The organism is Endozoicomonas euniceicola (assembly GCF_025562755.1).
In the GTDB taxonomy this organism is placed as follows: domain Bacteria; phylum Pseudomonadota; class Gammaproteobacteria; order Pseudomonadales; family Endozoicomonadaceae; genus Endozoicomonas_A; species Endozoicomonas_A euniceicola.
Genome location: NZ_CP103300.1, coordinates 78,600 through 101,492, shown reverse-complemented (window position 1 = coordinate 101,492; position 22,893 = coordinate 78,600). Strand labels below are relative to the sequence as shown.

23 protein-coding genes are annotated in these 22,893 nt (G+C 48.7%); 20 read left to right on the top strand and 3 right to left on the bottom strand.

Annotated elements, in window-relative coordinates:
• Window positions 1-29: 29 nt before the first annotated feature.
• The 6 genes from NX720_RS00495 (at window position 30) to truA (ending at window position 6,020) form a co-directional block, all read left to right on the top strand.
• Entirely contained in the window at window positions 30-1,019 is a 990-nt protein-coding gene (locus tag NX720_RS00495) for an aspartate-semialdehyde dehydrogenase (RefSeq protein ID WP_262598742.1), read from the top strand.
• A gap of 102 nt (window positions 1,020-1,121) precedes the next feature.
• Window positions 1,122-1,328, top strand: coding sequence for a hypothetical protein (locus NX720_RS00490; protein ID WP_262598741.1), 207 nt, complete (start codon window positions 1,122-1,124; stop codon window positions 1,326-1,328).
• Window positions 1,261-3,660: a FimV/HubP family polar landmark protein gene (locus NX720_RS00485; protein WP_449757777.1), complete on the top strand. Its 2,400-nt coding sequence runs from the start codon at window positions 1,261-1,263 to the stop codon at window positions 3,658-3,660. The genes NX720_RS00490 and NX720_RS00485 overlap by 68 nt, the downstream gene beginning before the upstream one ends.
• A gap of 112 nt (window positions 3,661-3,772) precedes the next feature.
• Window positions 3,773-4,375: a hypothetical protein gene (locus tag NX720_RS00480; protein WP_262598739.1), complete on the top strand. Its 603-nt coding sequence runs from the start codon at window positions 3,773-3,775 to the stop codon at window positions 4,373-4,375.
• A gap of 52 nt (window positions 4,376-4,427) precedes the next feature.
• The gene (locus NX720_RS00475; RefSeq protein WP_262598738.1) at window positions 4,428-5,093 is read left to right on the top strand and encodes a deaminase domain-containing protein; all 666 of its coding nucleotides are present in this window, start codon (window positions 4,428-4,430) and stop codon (window positions 5,091-5,093) included.
• 120 nt (window positions 5,094-5,213) lie between these two features.
• On the top strand, window positions 5,214-6,020 hold the full coding sequence (truA, locus tag NX720_RS00470) for a tRNA pseudouridine(38-40) synthase TruA (RefSeq protein ID WP_262598737.1): 807 nt from the start codon (window positions 5,214-5,216) through the stop codon (window positions 6,018-6,020).
• A gap of 259 nt (window positions 6,021-6,279) precedes the next feature.
• Here the strand turns inward: truA and NX720_RS26890 are convergent, their stop codons facing one another.
• Both NX720_RS26890 and NX720_RS00465 read right to left on the bottom strand, forming a co-directional pair.
• On the bottom strand, window positions 6,280-6,966 hold the full coding sequence (locus NX720_RS26890) for a C2H2-type zinc finger protein (RefSeq protein WP_404831035.1): 687 nt from the start codon (window positions 6,964-6,966) through the stop codon (window positions 6,280-6,282).
• 112 nt (window positions 6,967-7,078) lie between these two features.
• Window positions 7,079-7,243 carry a hypothetical protein gene (locus tag NX720_RS00465; RefSeq protein WP_262598736.1) on the bottom strand — a complete coding sequence of 55 codons (165 nt, stop codon included), beginning with the start codon at window positions 7,241-7,243 and terminating at the stop codon, window positions 7,079-7,081.
• Window positions 7,244-7,305: 62 nt separating this feature from the next.
• Between NX720_RS00465 and NX720_RS00460 the strand changes: the two genes are divergently transcribed.
• The 14 genes from NX720_RS00460 (at window position 7,306) to NX720_RS00395 (ending at window position 21,200) form a co-directional block, all read left to right on the top strand.
• Complete coding sequence (locus tag NX720_RS00460) at window positions 7,306-7,983, top strand: phosphoribosylanthranilate isomerase (protein ID WP_262598735.1); 678 nt, start codon at window positions 7,306-7,308, stop codon at window positions 7,981-7,983.
• Window positions 7,984-7,999: 16 nt separating this feature from the next.
• Entirely contained in the window at window positions 8,000-9,259 is a 1,260-nt protein-coding gene (gene trpB, locus NX720_RS00455; protein WP_262598734.1) for a tryptophan synthase subunit beta, read from the top strand.
• 12 nt (window positions 9,260-9,271) lie between these two features.
• Window positions 9,272-10,072, top strand: a complete 801-nt coding sequence (gene trpA / locus NX720_RS00450; protein ID WP_262598733.1) for a tryptophan synthase subunit alpha — start codon at window positions 9,272-9,274, stop codon at window positions 10,070-10,072.
• Between the two features lie 99 nt (window positions 10,073-10,171).
• A complete protein-coding gene (gene accD, locus NX720_RS00445; protein WP_262598732.1) occupies window positions 10,172-11,098 on the top strand; it encodes an acetyl-CoA carboxylase, carboxyltransferase subunit beta in 927 nt (308 codons plus the stop codon).
• Window positions 11,099-11,241: 143 nt separating this feature from the next.
• Window positions 11,242-12,657, top strand: coding sequence for a DUF3375 domain-containing protein (locus NX720_RS00440; protein WP_262598731.1), 1,416 nt, complete (start codon window positions 11,242-11,244; stop codon window positions 12,655-12,657).
• A 36-nt stretch (window positions 12,658-12,693) separates the two neighbouring features.
• Entirely contained in the window at window positions 12,694-13,296 is a 603-nt protein-coding gene (locus NX720_RS00435; RefSeq protein WP_262598730.1) for a DUF4194 domain-containing protein, read from the top strand.
• Window positions 13,277-16,678 (top strand): ATP-binding protein, encoded by a 3,402-nt coding sequence (locus NX720_RS00430; RefSeq protein ID WP_262598729.1) that lies wholly within the window; start codon window positions 13,277-13,279, stop codon window positions 16,676-16,678. Before NX720_RS00435 ends, NX720_RS00430 begins: the two co-directional genes overlap by 20 nt.
• A 1-nt stretch (window position 16,679) precedes the next feature.
• The gene (locus tag NX720_RS00425; RefSeq protein ID WP_262598728.1) at window positions 16,680-17,873 is read left to right on the top strand and encodes a DUF3322 domain-containing protein; all 1,194 of its coding nucleotides are present in this window, start codon (window positions 16,680-16,682) and stop codon (window positions 17,871-17,873) included.
• A 9-nt stretch (window positions 17,874-17,882) separates the two neighbouring features.
• The gene (gene folC, locus NX720_RS00420) at window positions 17,883-19,196 is read left to right on the top strand and encodes a bifunctional tetrahydrofolate synthase/dihydrofolate synthase (RefSeq protein ID WP_262598727.1); all 1,314 of its coding nucleotides are present in this window, start codon (window positions 17,883-17,885) and stop codon (window positions 19,194-19,196) included.
• Window positions 19,197-19,199: 3 nt separating this feature from the next.
• On the top strand, window positions 19,200-19,592 hold the full coding sequence (locus tag NX720_RS00415; protein ID WP_262598726.1) for a hypothetical protein: 393 nt from the start codon (window positions 19,200-19,202) through the stop codon (window positions 19,590-19,592).
• Between the two features lie 145 nt (window positions 19,593-19,737).
• A complete protein-coding gene (locus NX720_RS00410) occupies window positions 19,738-20,019 on the top strand; it encodes a nucleotidyltransferase domain-containing protein (RefSeq protein ID WP_262598725.1) in 282 nt (93 codons plus the stop codon).
• Window positions 20,016-20,489 (top strand): hypothetical protein, encoded by a 474-nt coding sequence (locus tag NX720_RS00405; RefSeq protein ID WP_262598724.1) that lies wholly within the window; start codon window positions 20,016-20,018, stop codon window positions 20,487-20,489. The genes NX720_RS00410 and NX720_RS00405 overlap by 4 nt, the downstream gene beginning before the upstream one ends.
• Before the next feature lie 127 nt (window positions 20,490-20,616).
• Window positions 20,617-20,907, top strand: a complete 291-nt coding sequence (locus NX720_RS00400; protein ID WP_262598723.1) for a nucleotidyltransferase family protein — start codon at window positions 20,617-20,619, stop codon at window positions 20,905-20,907.
• 50 nt (window positions 20,908-20,957) lie between these two features.
• Window positions 20,958-21,200: a HepT-like ribonuclease domain-containing protein gene (locus NX720_RS00395; RefSeq protein ID WP_318654129.1), complete on the top strand. Its 243-nt coding sequence runs from the start codon at window positions 20,958-20,960 to the stop codon at window positions 21,198-21,200.
• Between the two features lie 54 nt (window positions 21,201-21,254).
• Here the strand turns inward: NX720_RS00395 and NX720_RS00390 are convergent, their stop codons facing one another.
• Window positions 21,255-22,808: a transposase gene (locus tag NX720_RS00390; RefSeq protein WP_262596267.1), complete on the bottom strand. Its 1,554-nt coding sequence runs from the start codon at window positions 22,806-22,808 to the stop codon at window positions 21,255-21,257.
• Between the last annotated feature and the right edge of the window lie 85 nt (window positions 22,809-22,893).

The following is a 22,893-nucleotide window of genomic DNA, read 5'->3' as shown; positions in this document are numbered from 1 at the left end:
GAACGATTAGCACGTAATAGAGAGAAAGCATGAACAAACTGTTCGATGTAGTGGTGTATGATGCGGGTAGCCTGAATGGTGAAGCCCTGCTGACCCTGCTGAATGAACGTGTGTTTCCGGTAGGGAACCTGTATGCCATTGCCGAAAGTCCGGAGCCTGATGCGGTCGTGAGCTTTCAGGATCAGGATGTCGATGTGCTCAAAGCAGAAGGTTTTGAATTTGTCGATGCCGACCTGCTGATTCTGCCCGCGGGTTGTAAAGCTTCTGATGAACTGATCAGCAGGGCAACAGAGTCCGGGTGCCTGGTTATTGATGGGCGTTTGGGCAGCCAGGCCGGGCCGCTGATGATGCCGGGGATCAATGAAGACCAGCTGGACAGTGCCAGAGACAATAAGGTGGTGGTTGTGCCATCCAGCCCGGCAGCGCTGATGCTGCCGGTTCTTAAGCCTCTGGAAGAAGCGCTGGGCATTGACTCGGTCAGTGTCACGGTGTGCCAGTCGGTATCGAACCTGGGTAATGACGGCATTAATGAACTGCGCAAACAGACCATTGAACTGTTAAACGGTAAGCCGGTTTCCGGTGGTCGCATGGCGTTTAACCTGTTGCCGCAGGTAGGAGATCTGAACAGCCAGGGTATATCTTCCCAGGAACAGGGTCTTATTAATGAACTGTTAGAGGGGCTCGGCAGTGAAGACGTGCGGATTAATCCAACCTGCGTCCGGGTTCCGGTGTTTTTTGGAGATAGTCTGTCGATTCAGCTGGAACTGGACAGGCCGTTCGATGCCGCCACCGTCAGAGAGTTGCTTACGGGTCTTCAGGGGGTAGAGTTAACGACAGAGGATGACCATCCAACCGTTGAAACCGTTGCCGGAAACGACAGCATTGTGGTGGGAAGAATTCGCCAACAGACGGCATTTGCCGGGCAACTGGCATTGTGGCTGGTAGCCGACCCGATAAGACGTGCAGCGATAAACGCCATTGACATGGCCGAAATATTGCTAAAAGACTTTTTAAAATGATAACTTAGCTTTAATCAGTCAAGCTCCCTTATTGTGCTGGTTTGCCTTATTGTGCTGGCTTGAAAGGGGTACAATAAAGTCAGGCTGTGGTTTTCGTTCTGTTTGCCGACGAAAACTACATCTGTTGTAAACCGCCATGAGTATGAAAATGGCATCTGCATGGTCAAAGGGGCTGGTGGCGTTCCGGGAAAGAGATTGAGTGTTATCTGCTGGCTTTCCCGGCAAAAAACAACAAGGATTTATGATGAGACTACAGAAGCTTGCAGTAGCTATAGCTATAACAGGGGCTTTGAGCCCGGGTTTGGCTAATGCACTGGGTTTAGGAGAAGTGACCATGAATTCGTCACTGAACCAGCCTCTGGACGCTGAAATAGAGCTACTGCAACTCAGGGATCTCACCCGCAACGAAATTCTGCCAAACCTTGCCAGCCGCACTGATTTTCAAAGGGCTGGTATCGACCGGCCTTTCTCTCTGTCCAGCCTCAATTTTAAAACCATGATGCGTAAAGACGGTACCGGGTACATTCATGTGACCAGTGCCGATGCCGTTCGTGAACCCTTTCTTAATTTTTTGATGGAAGTTCACTGGCCCAGCGGCAGGCTGCTCAGGGAGTATACCCTGTTGCTCGACCCGCCCTCATTCAGTGAGCAACCGGCACAGCCTGTCCGTCCACCGACGACCTGGCCTTACGGGGCGCGACCACAAATCCAGCAGCCAAACCCTTATGTTGAGCCCCACAACAGGCGTACCGATGAATACCTGCCTGCGCCGGAACGGGCTTTACAGCCAGAAATTCGCCCCATCACTGACCGGTCGTCTGGCAGCGCTCGACAGACGACACAGGATGATACGACCACCGGTTCAACCGTAAGAAGCTATAAGGTTCAGCCAAACGACAATCTGTGGAGTATTGCCCGTGCTGTCAGGCCATCGGGAGAGTTGTCGGTTCAGCAGACCATGATCGCTATTCAGCGCAATAATCCCAATGCTTTTATGCGGAAAAATATTAATGAACTGAAGAAAGGACAGGTGCTGCGTATCCCGACTCAGGACGATATTTTGTCCATGAGTTACCAGGACTCCGTCGCTGAAGTGGCAAAGCAGAATCGTGAGTGGCAGGCACGCCTGGAGCAACTGGATGCCAGTCGTCGTTCAAAGGCTGATTTGTCGGGTACTGGCACAGTAGCAGATGGTCGTTTAACCATTGTGGGTTCGGATAATGCGGCCGGATCGGGTCAGGATATGGGCGGGGGCAGTGGTAGCGCTGACTCTGGTGCGATACAGAACGATCTCAGTAGAACCCTGGAAAAAGTGGATGAACTGAGTCGTGAAAACGATGAACTGAGAAGTCGCCTGAAAGACCTGGATGAACAAATTGCTACCCTGAAACGGCTGATTACTCTGAAAGACGACCAGATGGCGGCCTTGCAGTCTTCAGGTAAAGAGCCTTCAGGTAATGAGTCTTTAAGTAAAGAGCCTTCAGATAAAGAATCTCAAGCCAGGCCTGAGCCTGCACCTGAACCGAAGCCGATGGCTCCCTCGAAGGAAGAGGACTTCCTGATGGGTATTCCATTGTTCTGGATTCTGGGAGCCTTGATACCCGTTAGTCTGGCCGGTGCCTTCCTGGCGTATCGTCGTCGTAAGAAGTCTCAGGATGAAGACGATTTTGATATGGCTGGTGACGATTCGGAAGCATTGCCGGTTATGGGCGATGACCTTTTAGTCGATGATCAGGAGTTGCAACTGGATGAGACTCTGGAGATCGACGAAGAAGCTTTGGCTGAACAAGAGCTTGAAGGAGAACCTGAAGAAGAGCCAGAGGAGACGGTTCAGCAGACCCAGGATGCGCTCAGTGAAGCAGATATTTATATTGCTTATGGTCGTTTCCCTCAGGCGGCAGAGCTGTTGAGTAAATCGATTGTGGCCGAGCCAGAGCGTACGGATTTACGTTTGAAACTGTTAGAAGTTCATGCCGAAGCTAATGATCTGGATAGTTTTAAAACTGCGTTAATTGAGCTGGAAGCGCTTGGTAATGAAGACGCCAACCGGCAGGCTGATGTCTTTAAGGCCCGGTTCTCCAGCGATGCCTTTATGCAGGAAGGGGACGATACGGTTGTTAATGATCTGGGTGATGTTGACCTGAGTGACGAAGTGCCTGACCTGGGTCAGGAGGTCGATAGTGAGCTGGAGTTTGATCCTGACGAGCTGGATAGTGAAGGGCCGGGTGATGACCTGGAATTCGACTTTAGTGAAGAAGATGAAGAGCTTCCCGACCTTGATCTTGAAGATTTGGATCTGGTTGATGAACCTGATGTTGAAGGTGCCGGTGGTCAGGATGATGAAGCCGTAGATGACCTTGATCTTGGCTTTGCCCCTGACCCTGACTTTGAAAAAGAGAGTGCTGGCGACAGTGCGATTTCGGACAGTATGGCTGATTTCGAGGCCGCGCTGGGTGAAGGCGACGATCTGGACTTCCTTTCCGATGAAGATGAAGTCTCCACCAAGCTTGATCTGGCCAGGGCTTATATGGATATGGGGGACAAGGAAGGTGCCCGTGAGATTCTGCAGGAAGTAGTGGACAGTGGTAACGATGAGCAGAAAGAGGAAGCTCAGGATCTGATTCAGGGACTGGGTGATTAGAAATTAATAAAGAATAGAACTATTTCCAATGTTTACAATCTAATGCCTATGAGAAAAAGCTGTTCCTGCCAATTACTCCAATAAAGCAGGTAACGAAACATGGATAGTTTGTATGAACCCCGTAGTAAACATCGGAAATACAGGAGCAATAGCAGGCCAGAACCCTGTCAACAGTGATGACACCGGTTCTGGCTTTGTGTCTGATAAGTGTGAACAGGGCAATGCCCACGATACCCCCCGGTTGTTTGTTGACACTCCTGTTTTAAGTCGCAAGATCAATCATATTGGTGAGTTTGAAGCAACGTTATCTGAACTCCAGCAACGGGCAGATTATTATTCAGAAAAACGACAAATAGCCAGAGTCAGAATAAACCTGGATAAAGACAACGATTCCCTGTTCGCTGAAATCAGGCCTGAAGCAGAACGTCTTTATGGCAGTCAGGCGCACCTTTTTTATCCAGACCCTCCGAGTATCAGCCTGATGAAAGATTTCCTGAAAACAAGTCAACAAATAAACATGTTGTCGAGGGATATTAACAGCTTTTTCAAAACACTGGCTTCTCGTAAATTGGCTGTGCATGAATTACTGAAAACGAAAAAATCCGAAACAGGTGTTGCTTCAACGGATAGTGAAAAGACGGTCAACGCTCAAAAAAGGCCACTTATTGATAGTTCAGATACTGAAATGCCACCCCGAAAAGTGAAAAAAAAATGACATTGCCACTTTCAACGCAAGCAGCGCTTCCGAAACCAGTGAAACAAAATCAATGCTATCAAAGGAAATAGGAGAGCTATCGTCACTCAAATACAGAGCAAAAAACATTGATGAGCCCCGATTAAGTCGAACGCAATTCGATTTATTTAAACGTAGAATAAACGATTTCTCGGAATGGGTTCACGTTCGCCCCTCTCCGGCAGCTGAGTTACCGGAAGGGCTGACCGCCACCGCTGAAGGTTGTAAGAGAATCTATGATTTCTACCGTTTCACAAATTCTTCTGAGCACCCGTTTGATACGCGGGAAACTACTAAAGCACAGTGTTTTAGAAAATTCGATCGTAAAAACATTGCCATTTTGGAAGCTACAAAAAGTGATACAGACTCGTCCCCCTTATTTCTAAACTTTGCCGTCAGTGGAGAAAATACCGTGGGTGTTAAGGTGCGGGAAGACTCAGTCCTCCAGGCTATAGAGTGTCGAAAGAATGGCGGCACTAGTTTTAACCGCAGGTTTGACGCAGAGTTCAAACTGGCGAATTGCCTTGCTTCCACCATTGAAAACAAGGCTGGTTACACAGGAACGATTAACCTCTGGTCCATGAAGGAGCTGTGTGAATCCTGTGACAACGTGGTTAACGTACAGCTGCCAGGGCTACTCCCCGGGGCCACTATCAATGTGATTACTGGATCAGACGAAAAAACTGAATCCCGGGAATGATCATCAATGGCGGGGCTTACGCATGGATGACTCCTGCGAATGTTGGTGTCGGTAAATCCGGTTTGCAAATTGCAGCGACTGTTATTACATTCGCTGTTTTTGTATTTAAGTAGAGTGTTCATGCCTCGTTTCGCAGCCAGTGTTCAATACGACGGTTCCCATTATCATGGCTGGCAAAGCCTGAAAAGCGGTTTGCCAACTGTTCAGGCGGCAGTTGAAGCCGCACTCTCCAAAGTCGCTAACCACCCTGTTTCGGTGGTGTGTGCTGGTCGTACCGATGCCGGTGTTCACGGCTCCAATCAGATTATTCATTTTGAGTCTGATTCTGTTCGCAGCGAACGGGGTTGGGCTTATGGCTCAAATACCCACCTTCCGGATGATGTGGCCATTAACTGGGTGATGCCCGTCTGTGATGAGTTTCATGCGCGTTTTTCAGCACAATGGCGTCGCTATCGTTACGTGATTTACAACTATCCGATTCGTCCTGCCCACCTGCCTAAAGGTGTCACCTGGAATTATCGCCCACTGGACGTAAAGCGTATGCAGGCTGCCGCCCAACATCTGGTTGGAGAGCATGATTTTACCTCTTATCGTGCGGTTCAGTGCCAGGCAAAGAATCCGGTTCGTACCATTACGCGGTTGAATGTGACACGGCATGGTCACTTGATTGTGCTGGATATTCAGGCCAATGCCTTTCTACACCATATGGTGCGGAATCTTGCTGGCGTACTGATGACCATTGGTTCCGGTAAGCATGAACCTGACTGGGCTAAGACCGTACTGGAGGCCAGAGACAGAACTGAAGGCGGTGTCACTGCGCCACCCTTTGGTTTGTACTTTGTGGATGTGGGGTATCCGGAAACATTCGGGTTGCCAGCCAGTGAGCCTAATCCGCACTTTGTTGCGCCTCTGTTGCCCTGGCCTTAGGGGCGCAGCATTCAATAACTTACCGGGCTTTTGGCTGTTGGCTTTTGGCTATTAGCTGCTCATACAGCCAACCGCCAAAAGCCAACAGCGGTATATTATGTTCTGCTGCTTCCCTTAGGGAGCATACTGCTCTTAAGGAAGTAGCACTGTAGAATATACCAGTGCTCCGTCATTCCCGGCGAAAGCGGTAATCTACCACGAATAGTGAGTCCCCTCCCTCGCGGGGGTGACGATGGGGTGTTTTTCTGTGCCACTTCCTTTATTGCGATGAAGAATTACGGGGATCAGTCTCTGCCCGGGGCTGAGTAGTTGCAATAAATTTTCCATCCAATTGTTTGACCATGATTGTCTCTGTTGACTTAGTTAAATTAGTAACCACTTGAACCGGTGGCCTTTCTTTATCAGGTGACCCGATATAGCTTACGCTGGTTGTTGCGGAGGAGCCCGGGCCAGAGTTAAAAGAGTGTGTTGTTGTGACTACTCCGGCGGACGCGTGAGTGGATACGGTTATATCAGGCGTATTCGGGGCTGAGTGATGCCGTGTTATGTGTTTCTTGAGTCCATGTTGTCCTACATAACCAGCTCCACAGGTTGGGCAACGAAACTTTTGTCCTGTATGGGTTTGCGTGTGTCTACTTAAATTGTCCTTCCGATTAAATGCTTTTTCACAGACATTACAGCTATATGGCTTTAAATCTGTATGGGTTTTCATGTGCTGGGCTAAATTAGACGACTGGGAACAATCTTTTCCACAGACATCACATCTAAATGGCTTTACGCCTGTATGGGTTCGCATGTGTTTGGTTAAACTAGACTGCTCGGCAAAACCTTTTTCACAGACTTTACATCTAAATGGCTTTTCGCCTGTATGGGTTCGCAAGTGGTTGATGAGTATCGTGCGGCTCCGACACTCCTTGCCACATGTTGTACATTTTACACTTGGCATGCCAGAACCTCTTTTGCTGCCATTAATGTTCCGGGTTCAAATCATAAGTCTGTTTCTGGAATTCATTAATATAGGGAAATACGCAGTGAATTATAGTGCTTTCTGTGCTGCTTCACACATCGCGGCAGCGACTGATCGTCGTGTTATTGCAAGCGTCCACTGGAAGTCCTGAACTCAGGTCATTGGGCTCCGACTTTAGCCCCCTGAATTCTCTGGCCTGCAGGTTCGTTTGGTTTTTGGACGGGAACTGGCTGTTAGCTGCTGGTTGGATCTTCATTGCAGACAAAGAAGTTTGGTTTCTGCTACTATCGATTTTCTTTACGCATCTGCAGTAAGGCAATGTCTTTGGATTCTAGCGCATTAACCAAACAGACCTCTCTGGCTAACAAGATTCATAAAACCCGAATAAAGGTGTGTGGCATTACCTCGGTTGAGGATGCATTAGCCGCTGTTGATGCAGGTGCGGATGCCATTGGTCTGGTGTTTTACGATAAAAGCCCCAGATGTGTCAGCATCGGTCAGGCTCGTGATATTGCGGCCTGTGTGCCACCGTTTGTATCGGTGGTGGGGCTGTTTGTTGATGCGGATGATGAATTTATGCAGGCCGCACTGGAGCAAGTGCCTCTGACCTTGCTGCAGTTTCATGGCAATGAGTCAGACCGCTGGTGCCAACGTTGGAACCGGCAGTATATTAAGGCTTTGCGGGTGCGTCCGGAAATGTCTGTCAAACAGGCTGTCGCGCAATACCCCGGTGCCAGTGGGGTATTGCTGGATGCTTATCGTAAAGGTGTTCCGGGAGGAACCGGGGAGTCGTTTGACTGGCGTTTAATCCCCGATTCTCTGGAAAAACCAGTCATTCTGGCTGGTGGGCTGGACGCAACCAATGTTGCCGAAGCCATTAAAAGGGTTTCGCCGTTCGCGGTTGATGTCAGCAGTGGTGTTGAACTGGAACCCGGAGTGAAAAATCACGACGCTATCAGAGCCTTTGTCAGGGCGGTCGTGAATGAGAGCAGCTAATAGTAGCAGGTAGAAAATGTCGGATAAGCGCAAGTCTCAAAAGACTCTTGATAATGAAGCGTACCAGCAGCCGGATAACAGTGGTCATTTCGGTCAGTTCGGTGGTCGCTATGTTGCAGAAACCCTGACCAATGCTTTGCAGGAACTGGAAGCAACGTATCGGGAGCTTTGGCGCGATCCACAATTTCAGGCAGATTTTGACCACGATCTGGCTCACTTTGTTGGTCGCCCGTCGCCTTTGTATCATGCTGAGCGCTGGTCAGAGAAACTGGGTGGCGCACAGATTTATCTGAAGCGTGAAGACCTGAACCATACCGGTGCCCATAAGATAAACCACGCTGTGGGTCAGGCGCTTCTGGCGAAGCATATGGGTAAAACCCGTATCATCGCTGAAACCGGTGCTGGTCAGCACGGGGTGGCGACCGCCACGGTGGCTGCCCGACTGGGGCTGGAATGCGTTGTTTATATGGGCGCGAAGGATGTTGAGCGTCAGGCTCTGAACGTGTATCGCATGAAACTGCTGGGCGCAACGGTGGTGCCGGTAACCAGCGGTTCCCAGACTTTGAAAGATGCCATTAATGAAGCGCTCAGGGACTGGGTCGCCCGTCCTGAAGAAACTTTCTATATTCTTGGAACGGTTTGCGGACCTCACCCTTATCCGGAAATGGTGCGTGATTTTCAGAGTATTATTGGTCGGGAAGCCAGGCAGCAGTGTCTGGCAATGACAGGCAAACTGCCTGACGCCCTGGTGGCGTGTGTGGGCGGTGGTTCTAATGCCATGGGACTGTTCTATGAGTTTATCGACGATCAGGATGTGAAGATTTTTGGTGTTGAAGCCGGTGGTCTTGGCGTTGAGTCCGGCGAACATGCTGCCCGTATGGCTGGTGACCGTAAGGGTGTATTCCAGGGGCAGCGCAGTTTCCTGATGTGCGATGATGACGGGCAGATTACCGAAAGCTATTCTGTCTCAGCCGGTCTGGACTATCCGGGGGTTGGTCCTGAACACAGCTATCTTCGTGAGATTGGACGTGCTGAGTATGTTTATGCCACCGATGATGAAGCGCTGGCTGCTTTCCGGGGCCTGACCCGAATGGAAGGCATTATGCCTGCACTGGAAAGCTCCCACGCCCTGGCTTATGTTGAGAAGCTGGCACCCACCATGAATAAAGATCAGGTGATTATCGTTAACCTGTCCGGTCGTGGTGATAAAGACATTCATACGGTCGCAGCTATTGATGGACTGGCTCTTAATAACAAGAGCGATTTGCAGGGATAAGGAGCGGTAACCATGAGAATTAAACAGCGTTTTGCCAGACTGCAAACGGAAAATCGTAAAGCCCTGGTGCCTTATATCACGGCGGGTGATCCGGCCGGTAAAACTGTTGAGATGATGCACGAGCTGGTGAAAAGCGGTGCCGATGTGATTGAACTGGGCTTTCCGTTCTCTGATCCCGTGGCCGACGGGCCGGTTATTGCGAAAGCTCACCAGCGAGCTTTATCACACGGTGTTACATTGAATGACGTTTTTTCAATGGTAAGTCACTTCCGGGAGACCGATAATGACACTCCGGTGGTGCTGATGGGCTACCTTAACCCCATTGAAATAATGGGGTACGAGGTATTTGCTGAGAAAGCATCGGAAGCCGGTGTGGATGGTGTACTGGTCGTTGATCTGCCGCCAGAATTTGCTGACGGCCTGCTGACGCAGATTAAACCGAAAGGCATTGATATGATCAACCTGATTACACCCACCACGTCGGATGAACGAATCAAGAAAATCTGTTCAGTGGCTTCAGGCTTTATCTATTACGTATCACTGAAAGGTGTAACGGGTTCTGCCAGGCTGGATGTCGCCAGCGTGCAACAGCGTGTGACGCACATTAAACAGTTTACCGATATGCCGGTGGGTGTTGGCTTTGGTATCCGGGATGGCGAGTCGGCTGCTGCGATCAGTCAGACGGCAGACGCTGTTGTGGTCGGGTCTGTACTGGTTTCGGAACTGGCGAAGTTTGACCAGAACGGTGAAGCCTGTTTGCAGCGTGCGGGCACTCAGGTGTCTGAGATGCGCAGGGCCATGGATAACCGCTGACAACAGAGTGAATAACAAACAGCAGGTGTTCCCTGCTGTTGGGAGAGTGGCTGCCAGGCGTTGCAGCCATCCTTTCTGAAAAACAGACAGGAAGCATTAATGAGTAATTGGTTGGTCGACAAGCTGATTCCTTCACTGTCGCGCTCTTCCAGTGAGAAGCGCAGCAGTACTGTGCCTGAAGGATTGTGGCGAAAATGCGTAAAGTGTGACTCCGTACTGTATCGCCCGGAGCTGGAGCGTAACCTGGATGTTTGCCCCAAGTGTTCGCACCATATGCGTATATCTGCCCGCAAACGTCTGGATTATTTTCTGGATAAGGAAAACCGTGAAGAGCTGTTTGCAGATATTGAACCGGTCGACAAGCTGAGGTTCCGCGACTCGAAAAAATACAAAGACCGTTTGCATTCTGCACAGAAGGCCACCGGAGAGAAAGACGCGCTGGTTGTTTTTAAGGGTGAACTGGAGAGCTTGCCGGTTGTGGCCTGTGCTTTCGAATTCGCTTTTATGGGCGGTTCCATGGGGTCTGTGGTGGGTGAAAAGTTTGCCAGGGCTGCTGAGCTTGCGCTGGAATTACGTATTCCCCTGGTGTGCTTTTCTGCCAGCGGTGGGGCACGTATGCAGGAGGCGCTGTTCTCCCTGATGCAGATGGCAAAAACCAGCGCCGCGCTTGAACGTATGCGGCAGAAAGGGGTTCCTTACTTTTCGGTAATGACGGACCCGGTGTATGGTGGCGTGTCGGCTTCACTGGCCATGCTGGGCGATCTGAATATTGCTGAACCGGCGGCACTGATTGGCTTTGCCGGCCCCCGTGTTATCGAACAGACCGTTCGTGAAAAATTGCCAGAAGGTTTCCAGCGCAGTGAGTTCCTGCTGGAACATGGCGCGATTGATATGATTGTTGATCGTTCTGAAATGCGTGCAACCATTGCCCGGATCTATCGGAAGATGAGTGGCATTACATTTGTACCAGAGGCTGACAGTGCCTTTGATGAAGAAGCCCCGGGCGATATTGATGCCCTGGAGTAAACAAGACACAGTGAATTGATCCGTTACGCAGGTTGGGAAGAGCATAGCGCTTGTGCCCTTTAGGGTAACTCCCAACACGGTAACTATCTAAAACTTCTCCCTCAAATTGATATAACAGTATGGACTTTAACCGTCTCGTTGGTTTGCGAACACATCCTTCATGGCGTCTGTTGCAGGCAGACAGCGCACCACTGATCATAAGTTTCTTATACAAATCCTTTATTCTCACCAACAAACGATCCATTGCCGCAGAAACCCTGGCGACTCAGCTGGACGATTACCTGCATCATTTGCGTGAGACCACCGGGGAGAAACGCTTTCCCAGAAAAGGGCGTGACTACCTGAACGACTGGGCATCCGGGGAGCAGGGCTACTTGCGAAAATACTATCCCGCCGCCAGTGTGGGAGATGAGCCGCTGTTTGATTTGACGCCCTCCACAGAGAAAGTCATAGAGTGGATCAGCGGGTTTGAACAGAAGCAGTTTGTGGGTACTGAGTCCCGGTTGTTAACGGTGTTCCGCTTATTAAGTGAGATCGCCAGTGATACGGAGACAGACCCACAACAGCGCATTGACCGGCTGGAACAGGAAAAAGCCAAACTGGAGCAGGAAATTGCCAGCCTGAAAAGTGGTCACATAATGCCCCATGACCCGACCCGGGTGAAAGAAAAGTTCTTGCAGGCCGAGGACACTGCAAGACAGTTGTTGTCTGATTTCCGACAGGTAGAGGAAAATTTCAGGCACCTGGATCGTGATGTAAGGGAACGTATTACCACCGCCAGCAGCGGTAAAGGAAAAATGCTGGACGATATTTTCTCGGAACAGGATGCCATTACTGAATCAGATCAGGGGCGAAGTTTTAAGGCATTCTGGTCCTGGCTGATGTCCCGCGCCAGTCAGGATGAATTACAGGCGACACTGGAAAAGGTTTTGGCATTGCCGGAAGTTCAGAGCCTGCAACACGATGAACTGCTGTCCAGAATCCGTTTTCGGTTGCTGGAAGCCGGAGAGAAAGTGAACAGCACCTGCGCCCAGCTGGTTGAGCAGTTGCGACGCTATCTTGATGATCAGGCATGGCTGGAAAACCGTCGTATCATGGAGATTGTCAGGGAGATTGAGCAAAGTGCCATTGCCGTGCGGCAAAGCCCGCCAGCGGATAAACTGTTTACAACATTGTCACTCAATAAGCCTGCACTGGAAATGCCCATGTCACGAGGGTTGTTCCGGCCTGCGTCCCGCCCGGTAATCAGTGAGACGCCGGAAGAGGGTGAAGCTGATTTTGATACCACGGCTTTATACACCCAGCACTATGTGGATGAAAGAGCGTTACTGGCCCGTATCCGTTTTGCCTTGCAGTCCCGACCGCAGATCAGCCTTGCAGAGCTGGTAAAACTGCATCCCGTGGAGAAAGGATTGAGTGAAGTCGTCGCCTATCTGCACATCGCCTCAGAGTCTGACCATGCGTTAGTGGATTCTGACAGTAGTGAAGAGATCATCTGGCATGATGCACAGGGGCGTCAAAAAGAAGCCGTCATGCCTGTTGTTATATTTACACGTTGAAGGTTAAAAGGTTAAAGGTTAAAGGCTGAATTAAAAGTGAATACGAACACGCAAAGCGAGCATTCAACATCGGATGACCCGGCACTGGGTACGGTGGTGGTTAACCTGATGAAAGGTGTCGTTTATCGGGATCTTAATCCTGATGTCTGGCAGCAGCTTGAAGAACTTCATGCCAGGGTGATTGATTATGTGGCGGTAATGGGGCTGAACCTGATCGTTGATGAAGCGGAAGGGTATGCTTATTTAAAACAGGTCAGTGATGAAGAGCGCTCTGTCCCTAAACTGATCGCACGCCGACCGTTGAGTTTCCCGATCAGCCTGCTGTGTGTGCTGCTGCGCAAGAAAATGGTGGAGCAGGACGCGGGGGGTGGCGAGGCACGACTGATTTTAACCCGTGAGCAGATTGTGGAAATGATGCGGGTGTTTCTGCCAGACCGGGCTAATGAGGCACGGCTCTTTGACCAGATTGATACTTATATCAATAAAGTGGCGGAATTCGGTTTTCTGAAAAAGCTCAACACCAACCCTCCGGCCTGGGAAGTGCGTCGCATCATTAAAGCGCTGGTTGACGCAGACTGGCTGGCTGATTTCAATGAAAAGTTAAAGGTATATCGGGATCATGCAGAATCAAGCGTTTGATTTTTCATCAGACCAGTCCCGGGCGGGGTTTCGTCTGCAAGGGCTGGAAGTTCTGAACTGGGGAACCTTCCATAAAAAAATATGGACGGCAAAACCCGATGGCAATAACAGCCTGTTAACCGGTGATATTGGCTCTGGCAAGTCGACGCTGGTGGACGCCATGACCACCTTGTTAGTACCCAGTCAGAAAATCACCTACAACAAGGCAGCGGGTGCGGAGACCCGCGAGCGGAACATGACCTCTTATGTGAGAGGTTATTTTAAAAGCGCGAAAGACGACGATACGTTGTCTGCCAAAGCGGTGGCCCTGCGTGACCACAACAGTTACAGCGTACTGCTGGCACGGTTTGTTAATGAAGGCTTTGACCAGACCATAACCCTGGCCCAGGTGTTCTGGAGCCGGGACAATAACAATTCTCCGGAACGCTTTTTTATTGTGGCGCGCAAGCCACTGTCCATTAATAAACACTTCAGTAACTTTGGCAGTGATATCGCTGACCTGAAGAAAAAACTGAAGCGGGTTGAGCATTTAAAAGTCTTTGACAGTTTTTCCCAGTACCAGGCCGAGTTCCGTCGCCAGATGGGTATCGAGAACGATCAGGCCATGGATTTGCTCTATCAGACCGTGTCAATGAAGTCGGTGGGTAATCTGACCGACTTTGTCCGCAGTCATATGCTGGAAAGCACCGATGTCGGTGACAAGGTAGAAGAACTCAGTCGTCAGTTTGATAACCTGAACCGCGCCCACGAGGCGGTGTTAAAAGCCCGGCAGCAGATTGAGCTGCTACAGCCAATGGTAGACGACTGCCAGCGGTATGAAGAACTGGAAGCTGCGATACAGTCCTTCAAACAGTGCCGGGACGCGCTTTACGGTTATTTTGCCGATAAAAAAATAACGCTGCTTGACCAGCGCATCCAGCGTCGGGAGCAGGATCAGAAAAAGCTGGAGAGCCGTCTGAATGAAGTGCTGCTTTCTCTGGAAGACCTTCGGGCCAGCCTGCGGGAAACGGAGCGTTCCATCGAGCAGAATGGCGGTCAGCGACTGTCTGAGTTGAAAACCGAAATAGAGCGACTAAGCCGGGAAAAAGATCGTCTGGTCAAAAGCAGCGATGACTATCTGGCCTTGTGCCGTCATCTGGATATGCCGGAACCTACAGACGACAATGTGTTTTTTGCGAATCGTGAAGAAGCGGCAGAAAGTCAGGATCGTCTGGAAAAGCAGCAGGCTGAATTACAAAACGAGCAGGTTGAGCAGGCGGTCAGTTTAAAACAGTTGCGGGATGAGCATAAGACCTTAAGTAGTGAAATCGACTCGCTGAAAGGTCGTAAATCCAATATCCCCAGCCGGAATCTGTCTATTCGGGAAGCCCTGTGCAGCAGTCTCAATTTATCGGAAGACACACTGCCTTTCGCTGGTGAGCTGCTTCAGGTGCGTGAGGAGGAAAAACAGTGGGAGGGTGCGGTAGAACGGCTACTGCACAACTTTGCCCTGAGTCTGCTGGTGCCTGAGGAACATTATGACACTGTGGCTCGCTATGTGAACCAGACTCACCTGAAAGGACGGCTGGTATACTACCGTGTCCGTACACCAGCAAAGCACCCCCATAATTCAGTTGATAAACGCTCTCTCTGCCGGAAACTGTCTATAAAAACCGACAGTGGTTTTTACAGCTGGCTGGAACATGAGCTGCTGCAACGGTTTGACTACATTTGCTGTAACAGTCTGGACGAATTCCGCAAGGAATCACGCTGCATAACCGCCACCGGGCAGATAAAAAGCAGTGGCAGCCGTCACGAGAAAGATGACCGTTATCGTATTGATGACCGGTCACGGTTTGTGCTGGGCTGGAGTAACCGGGAAAAGATACTGGCGCTGGAAACCCGCCGGAACCTGCTGGAAAAAGACATTCAGGCTGCTGCTGGCGTGCAGACTGAATTTACCAGAAAGCTTAAAAAGCTCGCCGACAGTCAGGTCAAGCTGAAACTGTTATTAAATTTTCAGTCCTTTGGCGATATTAACTGGCAGCCGCTGGCTCTGAGCATTCAATCCCTGGAAGCGGAGAAGAAAGAACTGGAAGCCGGTTCGGATATTCTCAAGACCCTGCGGGAACGGCTGGTGAGTACTGAAGTGCAGATTCAGGAAAGGGAAGACCTGGAAAGAAAGCTTATCAGGGAGTCGGGTGCTGCTGTTGAAAAACTGAAGCAGGACCATTCCCTCAGGAAACAGGCAGAACAGCAACTGAATGATGTGTCCGATGAACTAAAAGCCAGCAGCTTTGAAACCCTTGTTGAGCTTGAAGAAGAGGCCCTGGAAGGCAAGAAAATCACCATAGAGAATTGTGACAGCAGTCAGGTCGCTGTGCGGAAATGGTTGCAGGATCGTCTGGACAGCAAGGAACGCAGTGCAAGAAACCTGTCGTCGAATATCACTGGGCAGATGGCTGACTATAAAAACGCCTACCCCAATGAAACCAGGGAAGTAGACGCTTCCATGGCGTCAGCCGGTGAGTTCGGTGAGATGCTGAGAACGTTGACGGGTGAGGATTTGCCACGCCATGAAGAACGCTTCAAGCAGATGCTGAATGAAGGCACCATTAATAACATGGCAATGTTCCAGAACTGGCTCGATCAGCAGCAGCAAACCATTAAGGACAAGATTGAGACCATTAACCGTTCGCTGTCCACCATTGATTACAGTGAAGGAACCTATATCCGGCTGGTGGCGGATAATCACCGGGACGCTGAGATCAACCAGTTCAAAATAGACATGCGGAACTGTCTCGATAGCACCTTAACCACCGATAACACGGAAACCTATGCAGAAAACAAGTTTGTTCAGGTAAAGACTATTATCGAGCGTTTCAATGGCAGGGAAGGGCAGACCGAGCTGGATAAACGCTGGACTAAAAAAGTCACCGATGTCCGTAACTGGTTTTTGTTCAATGCTTCTGAGCGTTACCGTGAAGACGACTCTGAGAAAGAGTTTTATTCCGACTCGGCGGGAAAATCCGGTGGTCAGAAAGAGAAGCTGGCTTACACCATTCTTGCTGCCGCACTGGCTTATCAGTTCGGGCTGGAGTGGGGAGAAACCCGATCCCGGTCGTTCCGGTTTGTAATGATTGATGAAGCCTTTGGCCGGGGTTCTGATGAATCGGCTCGCTATGGGCTGGAGCTGTTCCGCAAGCTGAATCTGCAACTGCTGATTGTAACACCTCTGCAAAAAATTCATGTGATAGAAGACTATGTCAGCTCGGTGCATTTTGTTCATAACGAGGGCGGTTGCAACTCGGTATTAAGAAATCTGTCTATCGAGCAATATCATAAGGAAAAAGAGCAGGTGGCCGAACAGCAACGCAGCTCAGAGGCTGTAACACTGAATTAAGATGATCACTCAAAAGGAACTCAAAAAAAAAGCCACACGACCCTGGTCGACCGGTGGCTTTTTAAGACAGTGGCTGGCGGGTGAAACGGTATTTCCCCTGGAAATACCGTTTAGCAAACCCTCAGGCCGAATCCTCACCAGCGACTTTGGTAAGGTACGTGACTGGATTGCCATGCTTCAGCGTCATTCAAGCTCAGTCAAAGGGTCGGGCTACCGGCTGGAATACAAAACCGTTAACCATAAGCAACTGGGTCAGCAACGACTGCCTGACCGGATCGTGTTTGAAAGTCGTGATGACTGGTTAGGATTCATTGGCTGCAAAGACGCGTTCAGACAGTTTGACGAAATAACGGGTCTGACTAAACGTCAGCTACCTGATGTTATGCCATTTTTATCTGACAAGCCTCTGAAGGTCATTGAGCATGCAGACAACTGGCCTAACCTCATCAGGGTCTGTCGGTATTTCCAGATTCGTCCACACCCAGACCGCTATATACGACAACTGGATATACAGGGTGTCGATACCAAGTTTATCGAAAGTTATAAAAGTATTTTGAGCGAACTGCTGACCCTGGCACTAGAAGATGATGACTTTGATGATTCTGTCACCGGTCTGGCGGAGAACGGTTTCGAGCGTCGTTTCGGGCTGCGCTTTGATGAACCGCTGATACGGTTCAGGCTGCTTGACAGCCAGGGGCCAGTAACGGATATGAGCGTGCCGTTATCGCAGTTTGTCGAGCCCACCGAACAGAATATTTCCACCGTTTATATCACCGAAAATAAAATTAATGGCCTGACCTTTCCCAATGTGAAGGATGCCATGGTCATTTTCGGTCTGGGTTATGGTGTCCGGTCATTGAAGAGTGTGGAGTGGTTGCAGGGGAAAAAAATTATCTACTGGGGTGATATCGACACCCACGGGTTTTCAATTCTCTCGGCTGTTCGTCACTCTTTCCCTCAGACTGAATCCTTACTAATGGATCAGGCGACGCTGGATCAGCATAAGCACCTGTGCGTTCAGGAGAGCGAGAGCAAACGATTTACAGGCCAGCTGAATAATCTTACTGTGCCGGAATCTGCACTGTTTACAGCCCTGAAAAACAATGAGCAGGCCGATAACCTGCGTCTGGAGCAGGAGCGGGTTGGTTATTCCTTTATCATTCAGGCACTGAAACAGCCTGAACACACCATCTGAAACTTAATCATGTCACCTATAACATTTAAACAACTCAACGACTGGCTGCACTGGCTTGAAACAACACGACCAGAAACCAACATTGAGCTGGGGTTAACCAGAATCCATAAGGTGCTGGACAACGCCAGACTTTTAAAGCCAGCCCCCTTTGTAATTACTGTCGCTGGCACTAACGGGAAAGGCTCTACGGTTGCATTGCTGGAATCCATTCTCACGGGCGCTGGTTATACTGTGGGGGCTTATACTTCGCCCCATATCCATCGATTCAACGAACGAATAAGAATCAACGGTGTGGAAGTGTCCGATCAAAGCCTTTGTGGGGCGTTTTGTGAAATTGACCGCCACCGGGAAGATAACTGGCTCAGCTATTTTGAATTTGCCGTTGCAGTAGCGGCTCATTGTTTTCAGAAAGCCAATGTCGAGATCGCCATCATGGAAGTGGGTCTGGGAGGGCGGCTGGATGCCACCAACGCCATTGAACCTGACCTGTCCATTATCACCACCGTTGATCTGGATCACCAGGACTGGCTGGGTGAGACCATTGAGGAAATAGCCAGAGAAAAAGCAGGCATTATGCGACCAGGCGTACCTGCTATTTATGGCGACTCATTTATTCCTGAGACCATTATTGAGCAGGCTGTTGCTGTTGAAGCGCCTCTTTATCGACGTGGCGTTGAATTTAATATTACTGTCGAAAAAACGAACTGGAACTGGCAAGGCAAGAACTGCCAAGGGCTGGAGAAAAATGTCCAAAAATTACCTATTCCTCAGTTGGTTATAGATAATGCAGCAACCGTTGTCCAGGCGGTCAAACTCTTGCCTTATCCAGTGTCGTATGATCAACTAGTTACCGGGATAGCCAGAGCGCGTCTCTCAGGAAGGTACACGAAGGTTGTCGTCGAAAATAAAAACAGCGACCCCGTAGAGGTAGTCTTTGATGTGGCTCACAACCCGCAAGCTGCCCGCAAACTGAGAGAACGACTAGAACAAGACCCCGTGCCTGGCAAAACCCGTGCGCTGATCGCGATGTACAGAGACAAAGATTATAAGTCTGTGGTTGATGTATTGGCGCCTGTAATCGATGAATGGTATGTCAGCGAGTTCGACTCGCCACGGGCTTTGGCTGCGTCTGATTTGAAGGATGTTGTTGAGGACTGTGGCGGTAGCGTGGGGGCGTTCAGCCAGATAGATGACATCATCGATTCAGCCTCTTCGGATGATCGCTTATTGGTGGTCGGTTCATTTATGACCGTAGCCCGATATCAGTTGGATAATAAATTCTCTGCTATGCTGTCTCCCTCAACGGTTTCATCGGAGAAGTAATGCATGGCACTGAATCCCAAAACACAGCTGACAGAACTTGATCATATCCGCGAGACACTAACCGGTGTGCTTGGTGTCGTTGGCGAAAGCCGGAAAGATATTAAGCAAATGAAAGCGCACCAGTCAGAGCATGACAGACGCTTTGATGAGATTGACAATCGACTTGATGGCATCGACAAGCAATTAGATGGTCATGATAAACGCTTTGATGACATCGACAAGCGATTAGATGGTCATGACAAACGCTTTGATGACATCGACAAGCGATTAGATGGTCATGACAAACGCTTTGATAACATCGATGTGCGATTAGATAGTCATGACAAGCGCTTTGACAAACAAGACAAAGAGATTGCTGAAATAAAAGAAATGCTTAAAACTCTGCTTTCCCGCTAACACGGCACCTGTCAGCTTGTTCTGGCTCTCTACCATTGGCAGCAGCTAAACTCATGCCCTGTTACTTCTGGATCGACTGATATGCTTCAGTTCATGAAATTTGGTTGCTACTATATCGCAACCAAATTTCGGATCTGACAAGATAATGCGGTTAACTGATACAGAACAGAGTGCTATACGGCAGGTAATTCAAAACGCTGACCCCCATGCCAAAATCTGGTTGTTCGGCTCAAGAGCCGATGACAAGGCAAAAGGTGGCGATATTGATCTGCTGATTTTGTCAGAAAAATTAACGCTGGCCGATAAGCCAAAAATCCGTCTGGCACTTTACGAGAAAATTGGGGAGCAAAAAATTGATCTGGTCATTGCTGCTGACGATACGGACCCTTTTACTCGTATTGCCCTGGCAGGAGGAATACCTCTTTGAGCAAGGTTAGAGCTGACAAAATGAAAGATAAGTTTCTGTTACTGCAACAGCAGCTGCAAAATATGGAAAAAATGGAAGCCCTGCCTTCAAGGTCGCTGGCTCAATGTCAGCTCATAAAACTGACTGATATTGCGATGGAAAGCCTGGAAACACTGGATAAGTTCGAAGCATTAACTGCCCGTTTTGTCAGGTTCAATGATGTGCTGCTACAGAAAGTTTTCAGGTTAATTGATGAGATTGATTTTGATCATAGCGGTACGGTGCGGGATCGCATAAACCGGGCTGAGAAAAAAGGCCTTATTGATGACGCCAGAGAGTTTATGGAAATTCGTGAATTGCGCAACAGCATTGCTAATGAATACCAGCCAGAGGCGTTAAATACTATCTTTCCACAAGTGGTTGGCTATACCCCGGTACTGCTACAAATAGCAGGTAATATCCGTAGGTATTGCAAACAATATAATCAATAGGTAAGTGCCCAAAACCCTTACGCAAGTCAACATAGACACGTCAATGCTTGAACTTCTTCATGATCCATAATCAGCCCGATAATGTTCAAAGCCAACCTTTAGCGGATTAAACAGATAAGGGTAAAATATGAAACCCTCAGAAGCTTTAAATGAACACCGTGAATCTATAAAAAAGGTAGTAGCTGAACACCGGGCTGCAAATGCACGAGTGTTTGGTTCGGTGCTGACAGGCTGTAACACTGAAGAAAGTGATCTTGACTTGATTGTGGATCCTCAAGCCGGAATGACATTGCTCGATATAGGTGCCATTCGTCACAAGCTTCGGAAATTGCTCGGTGTCAAAGTGGATGTTTTAACCCCCTTGAGTCTGACAGAAACGGTTCGCTCAGAAGTGTTAGCGAAAGCGGAGCCCCTATGAGCAATAAAGCTTTGCGTCTGGCCGAATATCTTGGGCATATTCTTTAAGCAATAATAAGGATTCAAAGCTACGTAGAAAGCCTGAACGAGCAGGAGTTCATAAGCAATACAATGGTTCAGGATGCTGTACTGAGAAACCTCGAAATTATTGGCGAAGCCAGTCACAATATTGACAAGCACTTTCCTGAGTTTGTTGAAAAACATAACGACATTCCTTTCCTCTATGCCTATGAAATGCGGAATGCCATATCGCATGGTTATTTTAACCTAAATTCAGCAGTTGAACGCCACTGAGCCATGCCATTAGGAATAGCTTCTCACGGTTCTGAGCAGCGTTTTTTTAAGTCATTAGCCCGATCGAATTAATGGTTGCATCGTAATAACCTGCCCTTTTTTCAAAAATTTTGAGACCGCTTTCGTTAAAATACGACACCATGCGTTAATTGGATTCAACTGCGGTGCGATACTTTTGATTGAATCAAAAAAATCACACAGTTCACTTTGTAATTTCGCAATTTTATACATCCATCGATGCTGGCTTGTCAGCTTTATTTTCTTTTGGTTGCCAGAGTGGGTCAGCTTGCCAATTGAACTCATTAATAAGGGACGGCTGGTAATTGATTCTTTATGGGAGTCCGGATTACTCAATCGAACGTATAGCGTCCACCAGTTGTAAACCAAGGCAACCATTCGGGCCAGCATTCGACATCTTGCCATATCTTTTGTTACATAACCGCCCCAGCCCCATTGGTTTTTGATTTCATCAAAGTTATTTTCACAGTCAGCCCTATTGCGATAATGATTAATGATCGAGACTATATCATTATCAAGAGATGTGACCAGAACCGAATACTCGTAAGCTTTTATATTTTCTGGCTCTTCTATTAATGCTAACGTTTGTTGACGTTCTTTTATTCCTTTTTCCAACATCGGTATTTCATTTTCAGGACGCCGTCTTCGAACAATAATTATGCGTCTTTCTTTTTTCCAACCTGACAGTTTAATTACGGATTCTTTTCCCTCCCAATGGTTGTCGTATTTTACCCATCCTCCGCTACAGTGTGCATTCCCTATGGCTTTCTTAACGTTGTCGTGCTTCTTCATTTTAAAAAGATAATGACAACCAGCATCTTCCAATTCGCTCATTACCCGGTCACTTCCCCAATCACAATCACCACGAACAAATTCAGGCCAGCAGCGTTTTGGAAGTCGATTTAATAGCTCCATTAAACCGGGTAAAGAGTATTTACTTTGACTTTGATTTCCGGGTCTGACTTCAACCTCCAGTATTAATTTAAGATTAGCCATCATATATGAGTGGTAAGTATGAGAGGGTCTCCCTTTCTTATGTGGGTTATAGCCATTAACCGCTCCTTCCTGATGCCCATAAATGGTTTTCACGGTAACATCAACATCCATAATCCATGGAATGGTTAATAACGGATCAAAACAGAGATGGAGGTGTTTTTGCATCCATTCAACGCCTTCATCTTCGTCAATCTTCTTTAAACCACGCCTGGCAGAATCATCGCTGACAATTTTTTTCATCCCGAGCAACTGAGCGTTTACTTTATCACCAATAATTGTTCCGATATGCGCATAGCGTTTATGTCCTGAAAGAATGGAAAGCATTAATGAGCCAATCACATCCACTTTTTGAGGGGCGTTTGGGCTTTTATAAGTTAGTGGGCAATCGTTAATCCAGGGTTCAAATCGGTGACCTGTTTTTAAAAACTGTATAAAAAAAGGAAGCTGTCCCATTGGGGTGACCGATGCTTCAGGCTCCCACTCGACATGAATTTTACCGTCGAAAGAATCGACTTCGAGTTTGACGGATAAGGGATCTTTTTTCATTTCAGACAACTCACCCTTTGGGGGAGTGGGTTTTGGTGGTCGAACCATCTTCGAGCCCTCAATATTGTTGAGGGTTAGAGTTTAGCTCAGGGGTTAACCGCTGAATTTAGGTTTAAAGTCGATCTTGCGATTG